Origin of the sequence: Streptomyces sp. NPDC127108, from assembly GCF_042677545.1 — a bacterium.
Classification (GTDB): domain Bacteria; phylum Actinomycetota; class Actinomycetes; order Streptomycetales; family Streptomycetaceae; genus Streptomyces.
Genome location: NZ_JBHXTE010000062.1, coordinates 36,631 through 52,735, shown reverse-complemented (window position 1 = coordinate 52,735; position 16,105 = coordinate 36,631). Strand labels below are relative to the sequence as shown.

Annotated in this window: 14 protein-coding genes; 9 read left to right on the top strand and 5 right to left on the bottom strand. The window is 73.3% G+C overall.

Annotated features, from left to right (window positions below):
• Positions 1 to 143 precede the first annotated feature (143 nt).
• The 4 genes from ACFVHO_RS36620 to ACFVHO_RS36605 form a co-directional block, all read right to left on the bottom strand.
• Entirely contained in the window at positions 144 to 821 is a 678-nt protein-coding gene (locus tag ACFVHO_RS36620; RefSeq protein ID WP_385724613.1) for a GntR family transcriptional regulator, read from the bottom strand.
• Positions 822 to 967: 146 nt separating this feature from the next.
• Positions 968 to 1,915, bottom strand: coding sequence for a beta-ketoacyl-ACP synthase III (locus tag ACFVHO_RS36615; protein WP_385724610.1), 948 nt, complete (start codon positions 1,913 to 1,915; stop codon positions 968 to 970).
• Positions 1,916 to 2,153: 238 nt separating this feature from the next.
• Complete coding sequence (locus ACFVHO_RS36610; RefSeq protein ID WP_385724607.1) at positions 2,154 to 3,497, bottom strand: OFA family MFS transporter; 1,344 nt, start codon at positions 3,495 to 3,497, stop codon at positions 2,154 to 2,156.
• Positions 3,498 to 3,586: 89 nt separating this feature from the next.
• A complete protein-coding gene (locus ACFVHO_RS36605) occupies positions 3,587 to 4,516 on the bottom strand; it encodes a LysR family transcriptional regulator (RefSeq protein WP_385724604.1) in 930 nt (309 codons plus the stop codon).
• 84 nt (positions 4,517 to 4,600) lie between these two features.
• Here ACFVHO_RS36605 and ACFVHO_RS36600 point away from each other — a divergent pair, with 84 nt between their 5' ends.
• The 8 genes from ACFVHO_RS36600 to fdhD all read left to right on the top strand — a co-directional run bounded on the left by ACFVHO_RS36600 (position 4,601) and on the right by fdhD (position 14,364).
• A complete protein-coding gene (locus ACFVHO_RS36600) occupies positions 4,601 to 5,362 on the top strand; it encodes a sulfite exporter TauE/SafE family protein (RefSeq protein WP_385724601.1) in 762 nt (253 codons plus the stop codon).
• 4 nt (positions 5,363 to 5,366) lie between these two features.
• Entirely contained in the window at positions 5,367 to 5,822 is a 456-nt protein-coding gene (locus ACFVHO_RS36595; RefSeq protein WP_385724598.1) for a hypothetical protein, read from the top strand.
• Positions 5,823 to 6,021: 199 nt separating this feature from the next.
• Entirely contained in the window at positions 6,022 to 7,449 is a 1,428-nt protein-coding gene (rox, locus tag ACFVHO_RS36590) for a rifampin monooxygenase (RefSeq protein ID WP_385724630.1), read from the top strand.
• Positions 7,450 to 7,647: 198 nt separating this feature from the next.
• The gene (locus ACFVHO_RS36585; RefSeq protein ID WP_385724597.1) at positions 7,648 to 8,628 is read left to right on the top strand and encodes a 2-dehydropantoate 2-reductase; all 981 of its coding nucleotides are present in this window, start codon (positions 7,648 to 7,650) and stop codon (positions 8,626 to 8,628) included.
• Entirely contained in the window at positions 8,625 to 10,610 is a 1,986-nt protein-coding gene (locus tag ACFVHO_RS36580; RefSeq protein ID WP_385724594.1) for a molybdopterin oxidoreductase family protein, read from the top strand. The genes ACFVHO_RS36585 and ACFVHO_RS36580 overlap by 4 nt, the downstream gene beginning before the upstream one ends.
• Before the next feature lie 21 nt (positions 10,611 to 10,631).
• Positions 10,632 to 12,635, top strand: coding sequence for an NADH-ubiquinone oxidoreductase-F iron-sulfur binding region domain-containing protein (locus ACFVHO_RS36575; RefSeq protein WP_385724591.1), 2,004 nt, complete (start codon positions 10,632 to 10,634; stop codon positions 12,633 to 12,635).
• Positions 12,632 to 13,492 carry a 2Fe-2S iron-sulfur cluster-binding protein gene (locus ACFVHO_RS36570; RefSeq protein WP_385724589.1) on the top strand — a complete coding sequence of 287 codons (861 nt, stop codon included), beginning with the start codon at positions 12,632 to 12,634 and terminating at the stop codon, positions 13,490 to 13,492. Before ACFVHO_RS36575 ends, ACFVHO_RS36570 begins: the two co-directional genes overlap by 4 nt.
• Before the next feature lie 5 nt (positions 13,493 to 13,497).
• Positions 13,498 to 14,364: a formate dehydrogenase accessory sulfurtransferase FdhD gene (gene fdhD / locus ACFVHO_RS36565; protein WP_385724586.1), complete on the top strand. Its 867-nt coding sequence runs from the start codon at positions 13,498 to 13,500 to the stop codon at positions 14,362 to 14,364.
• 109 nt (positions 14,365 to 14,473) lie between these two features.
• Here the strand turns inward: fdhD and ACFVHO_RS36560 are convergent, their stop codons facing one another.
• Positions 14,474 to 14,962 (bottom strand): MarR family winged helix-turn-helix transcriptional regulator, encoded by a 489-nt coding sequence (locus ACFVHO_RS36560; protein ID WP_385724583.1) that lies wholly within the window; start codon positions 14,960 to 14,962, stop codon positions 14,474 to 14,476.
• 95 nt (positions 14,963 to 15,057) lie between these two features.
• Between ACFVHO_RS36560 and ACFVHO_RS36555 the strand changes: the two genes are divergently transcribed.
• Entirely contained in the window at positions 15,058 to 15,981 is a 924-nt protein-coding gene (locus ACFVHO_RS36555; protein ID WP_385724580.1) for a zinc-binding alcohol dehydrogenase family protein, read from the top strand.
• The last annotated feature ends 124 nt before the right edge of the window (positions 15,982 to 16,105 follow it).

The window sequence follows — 16,105 nt, the reverse complement described above, 5'->3', positions numbered from 1 at the left end:
GATATGATTTTGTATTTGTCCCCCCCCACCCCCCCCGCCCGCGGGCAGCGTCCCCCGCGGGGGCGCGCGGCCCGCGGGGGGGCCCGCGGGCGCCCCCCCCCCCGGGTTCGGAGGAGGGGTGGGACTGGGGCGCCCCGCGGAGGTCAGGACTCGCTGCGCTCGTGATACGTCTGGCGCGTGTGCTCCGTGTGCGCACGCATGACCTCCGTCGCACGGGACTCGTCCCGTGCGGCGATCGCGGCGATGAGCTCACGGTGCTCGATCCAGGACTGCTTGCCGCGCTGGCGGGCCACCGGCGTGTAGTACCAGCGGACACGCCGGTCGACCTGCCCGGCCAGCTCGGCGAGGACGACGTTCCCGGCCAGCTCCATCACCTTGGCGTGGAACGCCGCGTTCGTGGCGACGACGAGGTCCACGTCACCGGCGGCGACGGCCGACTCCCCCTTGGCGCACAGCTCTTCGAGGGCGGCGATCCCGGCCGTACCGGCGTTGGCGGCGGCGAGCCGCGCGGCCTCGGCCTCCAAGAGGGTGCGGACGGTGAGGAGTTGGTCGGCCTCCTCCTCCGTCGGCTCGTGCACGAACGCCCCCTGCGCGGGCCGCAGGTCCACCCACCCCTCGGTGTTCAGCCGCTGCAGCGCCTCGCGCACGGGCTGCCTGGACACGCCCAGGTGTCCGGCGAGTTCGCTCTCGACGAGGTGCTGGCCGGGGCGCAGGGCGCGGGTGGTGATGAGTTCGAGCAGCGCCTCGTAGACCCGCTCGCGCAGCGGGCCGGGACGCTCCAACTTGGGCACTGTCCCCTGTGGCAGTCCTGCGGACAACATCCCGGCCCCCTCCTGGACGACGTCAAGCCGAGTCAAGCCAAACGGATTGGCTTTTGTCTACAGTTTACCGAGCACAAGGGCCAGCACCAGGGGCAGTTGGACGCGTCACAACGACGGACCCCCTCCCGTCACAGCGACAGCGCCCCTCACGGACAGCGCACGACCTGCCCCGCGTACGACAGGTTCCCCCCGAAACCGAACAGCAGCACCGGATCGCCCTTGGAGATCTCGCCCCGCTCCACCAGCTTGGACAGGGCGAGCGGTACCGACGCGGCCGAGGTGTTGCCGGAGTCCACGACGTCCCGGGCGACGACCGCGTTGACGGCGCCGATCCGGTCGGCGAGCGGCTCGACGATGCGCAGGTTGGCCTGGTGCAGGACGACCGCCGCGAGGTCGGCGGGGACGAGCCCGGCCCGTTCGCAGGCCGCGCGGGCCAGCGGCGGCAGCCTCGTGGTGGCCCAGCGGTAGACGCTCTGCCCCTCCTGCGCGAACCGGGGCGGCGAGCCCTCGATGCGCACCGCGTGCCCCATCTCCGGCACCGAGCCCCACAGGACCGGGCCGATCCCGGGCTCCTCCCCGTCCCCGCAGGGCTCGACGACGGCCGCACCCGCCCCGTCGCCGACGAGCACGCACGTCGTGCGGTCGGTCCAGTCCGTGACGTCGGACATCTTGTCGGCGCCGATGACCAGGGCCCGGCTCGCCGCCCCGGCCCGTACGGCGTGGTCGGCGGTGGCGAGGGCGTGCGTGAAGCCCGCGCAGACGACGTTGACGTCCATCGCGGCGGGCGAGGCGAGGCCGAGGCGGGCGGCGACGCGCGCGGCCATGTTCGGCGAGCGGTCGATGGCCGTGGACGTGGCGACGACGACCAGGTCCACGGACGACGGGGCGCTGCCCGCGGAGGCGAGCGCCTTGGCGGCGGCGTGCGCGGCGAGCTCGTCGACCGGCTCCTCGGGGCCCCCGATGTGGCGGGTGCGGATGCCCACCCGGGAGCGGATCCACTCGTCGCTGGTGTCGACCATGCCCGTCAAGTCGTCGTTCGTGAGCACCTTGGCGGGCTGGTAGTGGCCGACGGCGGCGATGCGTGAGCCGGGCATGGGCGGATCCCCTCGTGGTGCAGGCAGTACGGGACCGTCCAGTCTGCTCAGCGACTCACGGGTAACAGGTGAGGTAATGCAACAGGAAAGGAGCTTCCGCTTTGGATGCTTCGCCACATCGTGTCACCCGGTGAAGAGCTGTTTGGCCTTGTGTACGAGTTCGTAGAGACCGTAGGCCAAGGGCAGCCCCACCCACAGCCAGGCACCGACGATCAAGGGGCGACGCCTTGGCGGGGTCTCACTTGGCTGCGGGCTCGGCGGCGTCGTCTGCGGTGTCATCGGATGGCTCCTTCGGCGCGCTGATGTGGTGGCGGGCGTGGACCGGACGTACCAGCTCGTTGGCGACGAAGCCGATGACGAGCAGGCCGATCATGATGGAGAGGGAGACGCCGTAGAGGCCGGGGCCGTGCTTGCCCGCCTCCTCCTGGCGGTCGGCCACCCAGTTCACGATCAGCGGGCCGAGCACCCCGGCGAGCGACCAGGCGGTGAGCAGCCTGCCGTGGATCGCGCCGACCTGGTAGGTGCCGAAGAGGTCCTTGAGGTAGGCCGGGATCGTCGCGAAGCCGCCGCCGTAGAAGGAGAGGATGACGAGGGCGCAGACGATGAACAGGGGCTTGGAGTCGTCGCCGAAGCGGGCGATGAGCAGGTACATGAGCGCGCCCGCGCCCAGGTAGAGGCGGTAGACGTTCTTGCGGCCGACGAGGTCGGAGGCGGACGACCAGCCGATGCGGCCCGCCATGTTCGCCGCCGAGAGCAGCGCGACGAAGCCCGCGGCGGCGGACGCCGAGACGGGCGTCGAGGTGTCCGCGAAGAAGTCGGTGATCATCGGGGCGGCCTTCTCCAGGATGCCGATGCCGGCGGTCACGTTCATGCACAGGACCACCCACAGGCACCAGAACTGCGGGGTGCGCACGGCCTGCCGCGCCGACACCTGCGGCCCGTCGAGCGGCGCCGGAGCCCCGGGGACGCGCGCGCCCTCCGACCTCGGCACCCGCACCAGGAACACGCCCAGCGCCATGAACACCGCGTACGTCAGGCCGTGCACCAGGAACGCGAGCGCGATGCCGGAGGAGTCGGAGCCGAAGGTCTCCAGCATCTGCGCCGACCACGGCGAGGCGATCAGCGCGCCGCCGCCGAAGCCCATGATCGCGATGCCCGTGGCCATGCCCGGCCGGTCGGGGAACCACTTGATGAGCGTGGACACCGGGGAGATGTAGCCGATGCCGAGCCCGATGCCGCCGACGAAGCCGTAGCCGAGGACGATCAGCCAGTACTGGCTGGTCGCGGCGCCGAGCGCGGCGACCAGGAAGCCGGAGGAGAAGCAGACGAGCGCGACGGACATCGCCCAGCGCGGCCCGTTGCGCTCCACGAGGGTGCCGCCGAACGCGGCGGACAGGCCGAGCATGACGATGCCGAGCTGGAACGGCAGCGCGCTCTGGGTGCCGCTGAGGTCGAGCGCGGACTCCAGGGGCGGTTTGAACACGCTCCAGGCGTAGGCCTGGCCGATCGAGAGATGCACCGACAGGGCGGCGGGCGGCACGAGCCAGCGGCTCCAGCCGGGTGGCGCTACGGGGGGCCTCATGATCCCGAACGGTAGGAATCCAGGAGCCTGTTGGGAAGGGGGCGGACAGGGATTGGTCGACGGTATGCAATGTTCGGTACGCGGATGGGCTACGGGCCGGTCTCCCCTTCACCCCCGCCGAACGCCCCCTCCGCGAGCGCCGCCCGCCGCAGGTGCTCGGCCAGCGCCCGTCCGGCCGTCGACGCGGCTCCCTCCGTGACGCCCCAGGCCAGCAGGTGGTGGCGGCGCGCCCAGGGCTCCCGCAGCGCGGACACGTCGAGGGGCAGGCGGGGGTCGACGGCGCGGCGCGGTACGACGGCGAGCCCGACGCCCGCGGCGGCGAGGGAGACGAGGACGTCGAGGTCGGAGGCGGTGGTGCGGTGGCGTACGACCGGCGCGTGCGGGCCGAGGTGGCTCTCGATCCAGCGGCGCAGCGAGGAGCCCGCGTCGAGGCCGACGAGCGGGTGCTCGGCGACCTCGTCGTAGGTCAGCGCGGCGCGTCCGGCGAGTGCCCCGCCCGCCTGGCCGATGACCACCAGCGAGTCGTCCCCGAGGGGTTCGGTGACCAGTCCGCAGTCGCGGGCCTCGTCGTCGACCACGACGCCCAGGTCCGCCTCGCCGTCGGCGAGCAGCCGCAGGGTCCGCGGGGTGCGCTGCTCGGACACCGTGACGTCGACGTCCGGGTGGGCGCCGAGGAACGTGACGAGGGCCTGCGGGACGAGCCGGTAACGCGCGGAGCCGCCGCAGAGCAGGGTCAGCGGGGCGGCCGGGGCCCGGGTGTAGCTGGCGACGGCGCTGTCGAGGCGGGCCGTCTGGGCGAGGACCTCGCGCGCGTGCCGGGCCAGAGTGGCGCCCGCGGGGGTGGGCCGCACGCCCCGTCTGCCGCGGATCAGGAGCGGCACCCCGGCGTGGTGTTCGAGGGCGCGCACCCGGGCGCTGGCCGAGGGCAGGCTCAGGTGCACGCGGCGGGCGCCCGCCGTGATGGAGCCCTCCGTGACGATGCCGAGGAAGAGCCGCAGGTCGTCCAGGTCGTAGCGCACCCGGCTCAGCCTATGTCAGGGCCTTAGGCTGGGTACGCGGATCGCGCATTGTGGGCGTACCGCCCGGGGGCCGATGCTCGACAGATGTCCGAGACGCTGTGGGTGCTGCTCGCCGGGGTCGCCGCCGGCGGTCTGAACGCGCTCGGTGGCGGTGGCACGTTCGTGGCGCTGCCCGCACTGGTCGCGGCCGGGGTGGAGCCCGTGACGGCGAACGCGTCCTCGACCGTCGCCCTCGTGCCGGGGGCGGTGGCGGGTGCCTGGGTCTACCGGCGTGAACTCGGCCCGGTCGGCCCGGTGTCCACGCGGTCCCTGACCGGTGTGAGCGCGCTCGGCGGCGGCCTCGGCGCCGGACTCCTGCTCACGCTGCCCGCGGCGTCGTTCGAGGCGGCGGTGCCGTGGCTGCTCGCCTTCGCCACGGTGCTCCTGGCCTGCGGCCGCCGTGTCCTGGACGCCTTGAGCAGGGGATCCGGCGGCCCCGTCGCGATGGGCCCCCGGGCCGTGCTCGCCGCGCAGTTCGCCCTCGCGGTGTACGGCGGATACTTCGGCGGGGCCGTAGGCATCATGATGCTGGCCCTGTGGAGCGTGGGCCTGGGACTCGACGCCGCGGCGGGCAACCCGATGCGGATCGCGCAGGTCGCCGCGGTGTACCTGACCGCCGCCGCGCTGTTCCTCGTGGCCTCGGACGCCCTGGACACCCCGCTGGTCCTCGGCGCCCTCCTGACGGGCGCGGTGGCCGGGGGCTTCGGGGGCGCCCACCTGGCGCGGCGCCTTCCGGCACGGCTGCTGCGCGGCATCGTGCTGACCACGGCGGTGACGATGACGGTCCTGTACTTCGTCCGGGGGTGAGGTCATGAGCGCACCCGACCCGGCGGCCGCCGCACCGTGGCCGGAGGCGGCCCGCGCCCGCCTGGCCCTGGCCTACGAGGCGTACGAACTGGCCGAACTCGCCCGCGCCGCCGTCCCCGTGGGCCCGGACGAGCTGCGCCCCGACGGCACCCGCGCGGCCCCGGGCAGCGCGCTGGCCGACGCGGTCCGCCTCCTCGGGGCGGCGCATCGGCTGCTGGCCGCGGCCGCCGTGTACGAGCGGGCCGCCGGGGCGGACTGGCGGGCGGTCGGGGCCGCGCTGGAGGTGGCGCGGGCCTCCGGCGAGCCCGAATGGTGGCGGTCGCACCTGCTCAGGGAGCCGCTGGAGGCCGCGCGGGACCTCGACGACTGGGTTCTGCGGCACCAGGACGGCGAGAGCGGTCTCGGGGCGGCACCGGTGTCCGGCCCCCTGCTCCGGCACGCGCGCCACAGCCGCCCGTAGAACACCGCCCGCAGAAACGTAGAAGGCAAGGAGAGAAACGCCTCCTTGCCACTCTCAAGGTATAGCGGACGAGGGGGCTTGCGGCAAGGCCCGGGGCATGGCGCACAATGACCGGCCCAGGCCAGGACCTGCGGAAATCAAGAGTTCGCTGCATACGTATGCCTTTGTTTGCTTCATGGGGGATTTCATGGGGAGTTCCATGTTCGACGTGATCGTCGCCGGTGGCGGCCCGACCGGCCTGATGCTGGCCGCCGAACTGCGACTGCACGGGGTGCGGGTGGTCGTCCTGGAGAAGGAGGCGGAGCCTTCCCCGCAGTCCCGTGCTCAGGGGCTGCACGTGCGCAGCATCGAGCTGATGGACCAGCGCGGCCTCCTCGAGAAGTTCCTGCCGCTCGGGAAGCAGTTCACGGTCGGCGGCTTCTTCGCCGGTCTCGGCACGGTGTGGCCCGAGGACCTCGACACCGCGCACTCCTACGTCCTCGGCATCCCGCAGGAGATCACCGAGCGGCTCCTGACCGAGCGCGCCACCGAGTCGGGCGCCGAGATCCGGCGCGGCCGCGAGGTGGTGGGGCTGGGCCAGGACGAGGACGGCGTGGATGTCGAGCTGGCCGACGGCACGCGGCTGCGCTCGCGCTATCTGGTGGGCTGCGACGGCGGTCGCAGCACGGTGCGCAAACTGCTCGGCGTCGACTTCCCCGGCGAGCCCGCGCGGGTCGAGACGCTGCTCGGCGCGATGGAGCTGGGTGTGTCGCAGGAGACGCTGACCGAGGTCGTGGCCGAGGTCCGCAAGACCCAGCAGCGGTTCGGCGCGATGCCCATGGGGGACGGCGTGTACCGCGTGATCGTGCCCGCCGACGGGGTCTCCGAGGACCGTACGGCCGCGCCGACCCTGACGGAGTTCAAGCAGCAGCTGCGGGCGTTCGCCGGGACCGACCTGGGCGTGCACTCGCCGCGCTGGCTGTCCCGCTTCGGCGACGCCACCCGGCAGGCCGAGCGCTACCGGGTCGGCCGGGCGCTCCTCGCGGGCGACGCCGCGCACATCCACCCGCCGACCGGCGGGCAGGGCCTCAACCTCGGCATCCAGGACGCGGTCAACCTCGGCTGGAAGCTGGCCGCCGCCGTGCACGGCTGGGCGCCGGAGGGACTGCTCGACAGCTACCACGCCGAACGGCACCCGGTGGCCGCGGACGTCCTCGACAACACCCGCGCGCAGATCCACCTGATGTCCGACGACCCGGGCGCCCTCGCGGTACGCCGGCTGCTCGCGGAGCTGACGGGCTTCGACAACGTGAACCGGCACCTGATCGAGAAGATCACCGCGATCGGGATCCGCTACGACTTCGGCGCGGGGCACGAGCTGCTCGGCCGGCGGCTGCGGGACGTGGAGTTGAAGCGCGGCCGGCTGTACGGGCTCATGCACGGCGGCCGCGGGCTGCTGCTCGACCAGACCGGCCGGCTCTCGGTGGCGGGCTGGGCGGACCGGGTCGACCACGTCGTCGACACGAGCGAGGAACTGGACGTGCCCGCCGTGCTGTTGCGGCCGGACGGGCACGTGGCGTGGGTCGGCGAGGACCAGCCGGGCCTTGAGGAGGAGTTGCCCAAGTGGTTCGGGGCCGCCGCGAACTGACGCCCACGCCAACCGACGTACACACGAACTGACGCTCGGTCGGGCGAGAGAGGGCTCGCCCGACCCCTTGCTGCCCCAACTTCCATACTGTAGACAATATTCCATCTACCGTGTGCGGCTTCTCGGCCGCACACGACCAGCGCAGCCTGAGAGCGCTGCCGGTCCGTCGGAACCCTCAACCGAACGGAGCGCCCCATCGTGAAAGTCGCAGTCCTGGGCGCCGGAGCCATCGGCGCCTACGTCGGAGCCGCCCTGCACCGCGCGGGAGCGGACGTCCATCTCGTGGCCCGCGGCCCGCACTTGGCGGCCATGCGGCAGCACGGCGTCCGCGTGCTCAGCCCGCGCGGTGACTTCACCGCGCGGGTCCACGCCACCGCCGACCCGGCCGACATCGGCCCCGTCGACTTCGTCTTCCTCGGCCTGAAGGCCACTTCGTACGCGGCGTGCGGGCCGCTCATCGAACCGCTGCTGCACGACCGGACGGCCGTGGTCGCCGCCCAGAACGGCATCCCCTGGTGGTACTTCCACCGCCACGGCGGACCGCACGACGGGCACCGCCTGCAGAGCGTGGACCCGGGCGGGGCCGTCAGCGCGGTGCTCGCGCCGCGGCGGGCCGTCGGCTGCGTGGTGTACGCGGCCACGGAGCTCGCCGAGCCGGGCGTCGTACGGCACCTGGAAGGCACCCGCTTCTCCGTCGGCGAGCCCGACCGCACCCGGTCGGCGCGCTGTCTCGACTTCAGCGAGGCGATGCGCGCGGGCGGCCTGAAGTGCCCGGTGGAGCCGGACGTGCGCGGCGACATCTGGATCAAGCTGCTCGGCAACATCTCCTTCAACCCGATCAGCGCCCTCGCCCGCGCCACCATGCGCGAGATGTGTCTGCACGGCGGCACCCGCCGCGTCATCGAGATCATGATGGCCGAGACCCTGGCCGTCGCCGCGGCCCTCGGCTGCAAGCCGGACATCTCCATCGAGCGGCGGCTCGCGGGCGCCGAGCGCGTCGGCGACCACCGCACCTCCACGCTCCAGGACCTGGAGCGCGGCAAACCGCTCGAACTCGACGTGCTGCTCGCCGCCGTCGTGGAACTCGCGGAGATCACCGGCGTGCGCGTGCCCACCCTGCGCACCGTGCACGCCCTCTCGGACCTGCTCGCCCACGGCATGAGGAGCGCCGTAGCGTGACCCAGCCAGACCGCACCCGAACCCGGCCGGACCGTGCCCGGGGCAGCCGTGGGCGCGACCGCGCCCCCAAGTCGTACACCCGCCTGACCCAGCCCCTCGTCCGCGACCGCCGCGACGCCCCACTGCGCCCGGCCACCTGGGACGAGGCCCTGGCCCGTGCCGCCGACGGCTTCCGGCGCGCCCGCGCGGACCACGGCCCGGACGCCTTCGCGATGCTCTCCTGCGCCCGCGCCACCAACGAGCTGAACTACGTGGCGCAGAAGTTCACCCGCGTCGTCATGGGCACCAACAACGTCGACTCCTGCAACCGCACCTGCCACGCCCCGAGCGTCGCGGGCCTCTCCGCCGCCTTCGGCTCCGGCGGCGGCACCTCGTCCTACGAGGAGGTCGAGCACACCGACCTCATCGTGATGTGGGGCTCCAACGCCCGCTTCGCGCACCCGATCTTCTTCCAGCACGTCCTGAAGGGCATCCGTGGCGGTGCCCGGATGTACGCCGTCGACCCGCGCCGCACCTCCACGGCGGAGTGGGCGGAGAGCTGGCTCGGCCCGAACGTCGGCACGGACATCGCCCTCGCGCACGCCGTCGGCCGCGAGATCATCCACGCGGGCCTGCACAACACCCTGTTCATCGAGCGCGCCACGTCCGGCTTCGCGGAGTACGCCGCGCTCGTCGAGCCGTGGACGCTCACCCTCGCCGAGAAGGTGACGGGCGTGCCCGCGGCCGCCGTCCGCGACCTCGCGCACGCGTACGCCACCGCCGAGCGCGCCCAGCTGTGCTGGACGCTCGGCATCACCGAGCACCACAACGGCACCGACAACGTACGGGCGTTGATCAACCTGGCGCTGCTCACCGGGCACGTCGGCCGCTACGGCGCCGGGGTGCAGCCGCTGCGCGGCCAGAACAACGTGCAGGGCGGCGGCGACATGGGCGCCATCCCCAACCGCCTCCCCGGCTTCCAGGACATCCTCGACGACGGGCACCGGCACAAGTTCGAACGGGCCTGGGACACCGTCATCCAGCCGCGCTACGGCATGACGCTCACCGACATGTTCGAGGCCATGGAGAGCGGCGAGCTGCGCGCGGTGTACTGCATCGGCGAGAACCCCGCCCAGTCGGAGGCCGACAGCGAGCAGGCGGCGCGGCGGCTGGCCGCACTCGACCACCTGGTGGTCCAGGACATCTTCCTGACGAAGACCGCCGAGATGGCCGACGTGGTGCTTCCCGCCACCGCCGCCTGGGCGGAGACCGACGGCACGACCACCAACAGCGAACGGCGGGTGCAGCGGGTGCGGGCCGCGCTCACGCCGCCCGGCGCGGCCCGTGAGGACATCGACATCATCTGCGAGGTCGCCGCCCGCCTCGGCCACGACTGGAAGTTCGCCGACTCCCAGGCCGTCTGGGACGAGCTGCGGTCCCTCTCGCCGGACCACTTCGGCATGACGTACGACCGTCTCGACGCGCACCAGGGCCTCCAGTGGCCCTGCCCCGACCTCGACCGCCTGCCCTCCACCTTCCTGCACGGGCGCCTGTGGGAGGCCGACCCGGCCCGGCGCGGACCGCGCGCCCCCTTCGGCCTCGTGCACGACGACCCGCCCGTCGACCTCACCGACGAGTCGTTCCCGCTGCGGCTCACGACGGGACGGCGCCTCGACTCCTACAACACCGGGGTGCAGAGCGGGAGTTTCGCCTCCCCGCTGCGGCGCGGCGAGTACGTCGAGCTGTGTCCCGAGGACGCCGAGCGGTACGGGGTCGTGGTCGGCGAGGAGGTCAGGGTGTCCTCGCGGCGCGGCGCCGTCGTCGCGCCGGTGTGGGTCGACCCCGGTCTGCGGCCCGGGCTCGCCTTCATGACCATGCACTTTCCCGACGAGGTGGACACCAACCAGCTGACGATCGAGGCCAATTGCCCGATCGCGGGGACCGCCGAGTTCAAGGCGTCCGCCATCCGCATCGAGAAGCTGACCGCCGTCGGACGCGACTGACCGTGAGGAGATGACCAGGACGTGGACCTGCGCTTCGGGGACAGCAAGCCGACCGACGACGAACGCGCGGCCGTGGACGCGCTGCTCGGGCCGCCGGAGTCGGCCTGGGAGGGCGCCGACGACCGCTCGGACGCGGATCTTCGGTGGGCGCGGGGCGGGCGGGACGCCCGGGGACGGCGGGATCTGCTCCTCCCCGGGCTGCACGCGCTCAACGACCGCGTGGGCTGGATCAGCGAGGGCGGCCTCGACTACCTGTGCCGACGGCTCACCGTGCCGCCCGCCGAGGCGTACGGGGTCGCCACGTTCTACTCCTTGTTCTCCCTGAAGCCGCGGGAGCGGACCGTGGTGCGGGTCTGTACGGACCTGGCGTGCGCGGTACGAGGGGCCGTCCCCTCGTCGGACCGGGGCACGGCCCCCGAGGGGGTGACCGTCGAGGACAGCCCGTGCCTGGGCTTGTGCGAACGGGCGCCGGCGGTGCTGACAATGCGGGCCGGGAGCCCTGCGGGGCATCGGCGCTCCGCGCCTCGTCCTCAAGCGCCGGACGGGCTATCTCCCACCCGCCCGCCCGAACTTGCAGCGGCTGAGCAACAGCCCGGCACTTCCAGCCCCGAAACGGCCCACGCCGCAGCGCCTCTCCGGCCCGCCCCGGGGGACTTTTCAGCCCGTCCGCCGTTTGAGGACGAGGCCGCAGGCCGATCGGCGGAGGCTGTCCCACCCGAAGGGGACACCCACCCCGGGGTCCGGGGCGAAGCCCCGGTTTCGGGAAGGGGCGGGGTCGGGGAGAGAGCCGTCCCCCAAGCAGGCGACCCCGCCCTGGTCCTGCTGCGCCGCATCGGCGTCGTCGACCCGTCCTCGCTGGACGACTACCGCGCGCACGGCGGCTACGCGGCCCTGCGCCGGGCCTTCGCCATCGGCCCGGCGGCCGTGATCCGCGAGGTCACGGACGCGGGCCTGGTGGGCCGGGGCGGCGCCGCGTTCCCGACGGGGCGGAAGTGGCAGGCGACGGCGTCCCAGCCGGACCACCCGCACTATCTGGTGTGCAACGCGGACGAGTCGGAGCCGGGCACGTTCAAGGACCGGGTCCTGATGGAGGGCGACCCGTACGCGCTGGTGGAGTCGATGACGATCGCGGCGTACGCGGTGGGGGCGAGGCACGGGTACCTGTACCTGCGCGGCGAGTACCCGCACGCCCTGCGCACCCTGGAGCACGCCATCGGCCAGGCCCGCGCACGGGGCCTCCTCGGGGAGGACATCCTCGGGCAGGGGTTCTCCTTCGACATCGAGATCCGGCGGGGCGCGGGCGCGTACATCTGCGGTGAGGAGACCGCGCTGTTCAACTCGATCGAGGGGTATCGGGGCGAGCCACGGTCCAAGCCCCCGTTCCCCGTGGAGAAGGGCCTGTTCGGCAAGCCCACGGCCGAGAACAACGTCGAGACGCTCGTGAACGTGCTGCCCATCCTGACGATGGGCGCGGCCGCGTACGCGGCGATCGGCACCCCCAAGTCCACCGGCCCCAAGCTGTTCTGCGTCTCGGGGGCCGTGACCCGCCCCGGACTGTACGAGCTGCCGTTCGGCGCGACGCTCGGCGACCTCCTCGGCCTCGCGGGCACGCCGGACGACCTGCGGGCGATCCTGCTCGGCGGCGCCGCGGGCGGCTTCGTACGGCCGGACGAGCTGGACATCCCGCTGACGTTCGAGGGCACGCGGGAGGCGGGGACGACGCTCGGATCCGGGGTCGTGCTCGCGATCGACGACTCCGTGCCGCTGCCCCGGCTGCTGCTTCGCGTCGCCGAGTTCTTCCGCGACGAGTCCTGCGGGCAGTGCGTGCCGTGCCGGGTCGGCACGGTCCGTCAGGAGGAGGCCCTGCACCGCATCGCCGACCGCACGGGCGCGGCCGCGGCCGCCGACATCGCGCTCCTGCGCGACGTCGGGCAGGCCATGCGGGACGCCTCGATCTGCGGCCTCGGCCAGACCGCGTGGAACGCCGTGGAATCCGCCATCGACCGTCTGGGGGCGTACGAATGACCGCCATTCCGTTGCAACCGCCGCGCCGTCTGGTCGAGTTCACGCTCGACGGCGAGCCCGTGCGCGTGCCCGAGGGCGGCACGGTCCTGGACGCCTGCCGGGCCGCGGGCAAGGACGTGCCGACCCTGTGCGAGGGCGACACGCTGAAGCCGAAGAACGCCTGCCGGGTGTGCGTCGTGGAGGTCGAGGGGGCCCGTACGCTCGCCCCGGCCTGTTCGCGGCGCGCCGAGCCCGGGATGGCGGTGCGCACGGACACCGAGCGGACGCGGCACAGCCGCAGGCTCGTCCTCGAACTCCTCGCGTCGTCCGTCGACTTGTCGACCACGCCCCGCGTGGCCGAGTGGCTGAAGGAGTACGAGGCGAAGCCGGACCGGTTCGGCCCGGACGCGGCCCGTCTCAACGAGTCCCCCAAGGTCGACAACGATCTGTACGTGCGCGACTACGACAAGTGCATCCTCTGCTACAAGTGCGTGGACGCGTGCGGCGAGCAGTGGCAGAACAGCTTCGCGATCTCCGTCGTGGGCCGCGGCTTCGACGCCCGCATCGCCGTCGAGCACGACGCGCCGCTGACCGACTCGGCGTGCGTGTACTGCGGCAACTGCGTGGAGGTGTGCCCGACGGGCGCCCTCAGCTTCAAGAGCGAGTTCGACATGCGGGCCGCCGGGACCTGGGACGAGGCCGCGCAGACGGAGACGACCACCGTGTGCGCGTACTGCGGAGTCGGCTGCAACCTCACCCTGCACGTGCAGGACAATGAGATCGTGAAGGTCACCTCGCCGCACGACAGCCCGGTGACCCACGGCAACCTCTGCATCAAGGGCCGCTTCGGCTACCAGCACGTACAGAACCGGGACTGATCGACATGGGACGAGTCACGGAACGCCGCCGCGTCATCCGCATCCGCGACGGCGCGGTCAGCGAGCGGCCGGACACGCTCGTCGCCGAGGAGCCCCTGGAGATACGCCTCAACGGCAAGCCGCTCGCCATCACGATGCGCACCCCCGGCGACGACTTCGCGCTCGCCGCCGGGTTCCTCGTCAGCGAGGGCGTGCTCGGCTCGGCGGACGAGCTGCGGAACATCGTGTACTGCGCGGGGGCGACCGCGGATGGCAGCAACACGTACAACGTGGTCGACGTGTCGACCGCTCCCGGTGTCGCCATTCCGGACATCACGCTCGAACGCAACGTCTATACGACCTCGTCCTGCGGGCTGTGCGGCAAGGCCAGCCTGGACGCGGTCCGCACCACCGCCCGCTGGAGCATCGACGACGACCCTGGAGGACACGGTGCTCCCCCGGTCCGGCTGACGCCCGAGCTGCTCGCCCGCCTCCCCGACCGGCTGCGCGCGGCCCAGCGGGTCTTCGACCGGACCGGGGGGCTGCACGCGGCGGCGCTGTTCACCGAGGACGGCGAGCCGATCGACGTGCGTGAGGACGTGGGCCGCCACAACGCCGTCGACAAGCTGGTGGGGCGGGCCCTTCAGGACGGCCGCCTGCCGCTGTCCCGCACCGTCCTGATGGTGTCGGGGCGGGCCTCCTTCGAGCTGGCGCAGAAGGCCGTGATGGCGGGCATCCCGGTGCTCGCGGCGGTGTCCGCGCCGTCGTCGCTCGCCGTCGACCTCGCCGCCGAGACCGGCCTGACCCTGGTCGGCTTCCTGCGCGGCTCCTCCATGAACGTGTACGCGGGCGAGCACCGCCTGGCCCTGCGGACCGCGGCCGCCCGGACCTGACCGGCGCTCCCGCCGCGACACGGCGACGGGGTCCCGGCCCGGCGGGGAGCGCCCCCTGCGCCGGCCGGGCCCCAGCGCCGCCCCGTCCGGCGGCCCCCGCCGCCCGGGCTCACTCGTCGACCCGCGCGACCCTCTCCAGCATGTCCAGGAACGCCTCCCGCTCGGCTGCCGACAGGGGCGCGAGCAGGTCGGCGTTGGCGGCGCGCGCGGCCGTGGCGCACCGGCGCAGCAGGGCGCGTCCTTCGGCGGTGAGGGTGACGGCGTTCTTGCGGCGGTCCTTGGGGTCGGGCGTGCGTTCCACGAGCCCGGCCCCCTGCAGGTCGTTCAGGACGCCGACCAGGTCCTTGGGGTCGAGCTGGATGCCCCGGCCGAGGTCGGCCTGGGCCACCGGGCCGAGGTCGGCCACGGCGGCGAGCACCACGTGGTGCCACATCTTCATGCCCTCGGCGGCGAGCGCCTCGGCGACCAGGCCGCGGCCCCGGGCGGCGGCCCGGCCGAGCAGCCAGCTGGGGAGGGTGCGGACGGCGGAGGGCACGGTGGGCGCGGCGGGGGACGCGGCGGGCGTCGGTGTCGTACGCGTCGGCTGGGTCTCGGGCATGGCGTGAGCCTATCCAAGAATCGTTGGACTTCCCCATGAGTTTGCGATTACCGTTGGGACTCCCAACGATTTCTCACGACTGCGTGGAGGTGCGGATGCGTCGCGTCCGGTACGAGCGGCAAGGCGGCCCCGAGGTCCTGTTCGTCGAGGAGGCACCGGTCCCCGAGCCCGGCCCGGGCGAACTCCTCGTCCGGGTCGCGGCCGTCGGCGTGACCCTGCCCGTCGTCCGCAAGGTGCGCGAGTCCGCCGAACCCGTGGCGCTCGGCGGCGAGATAGCGGGCGAGGTGGTCCGGTCGGGCGACGGCGCGACCGGCTTCGCGCCCGGCGACCGGGTCACGGGCCTGGTCTTCGGCCACGGCTACGCGGACTACGCCCTGCTGCACACCGCGATGGCCTCCCCCGTGCCCGACGGCGCGAGCGCGGTCGACGCCGTGGCCCTGGTCCGCAGCGGGCTCGTCGCCCGCGGCGCCCTGGAGGCCGCACGCCCCGCCGCGGGCGAGAGCGCGCTCGTCACGGCGGCGGCGAGCGGCGTCGGCCATCTGGCCGTGCGCCTGGCCAGGCTGCGCGGCGCCCGGCGCGTCGTGGGCGCGGTCTCCGATCCCGCGAAGGCCGACTTCGTGCGCGCCCTCGGCGCCGACGACGTCGTCCGCTACGACGCGCCGGACTGGGGCGAGCCCGCCGACTACTGCCTGGACGGCGTGGGCGGGGAACTGCTCGGCCCGGCCGTGGCCGCGCTCGCGCCGCACGGCAGGCTGGTGGCGTACAGCTCGGGCGGCGGCACCCTGTCGGCCTACGACCTCCTCGTCGGGGCCAAGTCGGTGACGGGCTTTCAGATGGGGCTGATCGCGCGCGAGCGGCCGGAGCTGTACGAGGAGTGGCGCCGGGACCTGTGGCGGCTGTTCCACGCGGGTGAGCTGCGGCCCGCCGTGCACGCCGAGTTCGACCTCGCGGACGCGGCCGCGGCACACGCGGCAATCGAGTCGCGCGTCAACACCGGAAAAGTCGTACTTACCCCGTAATCTGACGCCATCCGCGCCCGGCGCCCCGCCGGGATTCCGTTACGCGCACGCTTCTTGTGTTGCTCCAAGGCCCCCAAGTAGCTTCAGTGACGCGCACGTTGGACGTGGGATGTCCGAATGTCCG

Excerpts from the sequence above, each read along its gene's own strand:
- ACFVHO_RS36610 (WP_385724607.1), bottom strand. The coding sequence starts at position 3,497 with ATGAGGCCCCCCGTAGCGCCACCCGGCTGGAGCCGCTGGCTCGTGCCG.
- ACFVHO_RS36595 (WP_385724598.1), top strand. The coding sequence starts at position 5,367 with ATGAGCGCACCCGACCCGGCGGCCGCCGCACCGTGGCCGGAGGCGGCC.
- ACFVHO_RS36620 (WP_385724613.1), bottom strand. The coding sequence starts at position 821 with ATGTTGTCCGCAGGACTGCCACAGGGGACAGTGCCCAAGTTGGAGCGT.
- ACFVHO_RS36615 (WP_385724610.1), bottom strand. The coding sequence starts at position 1,915 with ATGCCCGGCTCACGCATCGCCGCCGTCGGCCACTACCAGCCCGCCAAG.
- ACFVHO_RS36600 (WP_385724601.1), top strand. The coding sequence starts at position 4,601 with ATGTCCGAGACGCTGTGGGTGCTGCTCGCCGGGGTCGCCGCCGGCGGT.
- fdhD (WP_385724586.1), top strand. The coding sequence starts at position 13,498 with ATGGGACGAGTCACGGAACGCCGCCGCGTCATCCGCATCCGCGACGGC.
- ACFVHO_RS36570 (WP_385724589.1), top strand. The coding sequence starts at position 12,632 with ATGACCGCCATTCCGTTGCAACCGCCGCGCCGTCTGGTCGAGTTCACG.
- rox (WP_385724630.1), top strand. The coding sequence starts at position 6,022 with ATGTTCGACGTGATCGTCGCCGGTGGCGGCCCGACCGGCCTGATGCTG.
- ACFVHO_RS36555 (WP_385724580.1), top strand. The coding sequence starts at position 15,058 with ATGCGTCGCGTCCGGTACGAGCGGCAAGGCGGCCCCGAGGTCCTGTTC.
- ACFVHO_RS36560 (WP_385724583.1), bottom strand. The coding sequence starts at position 14,962 with ATGCCCGAGACCCAGCCGACGCGTACGACACCGACGCCCGCCGCGTCC.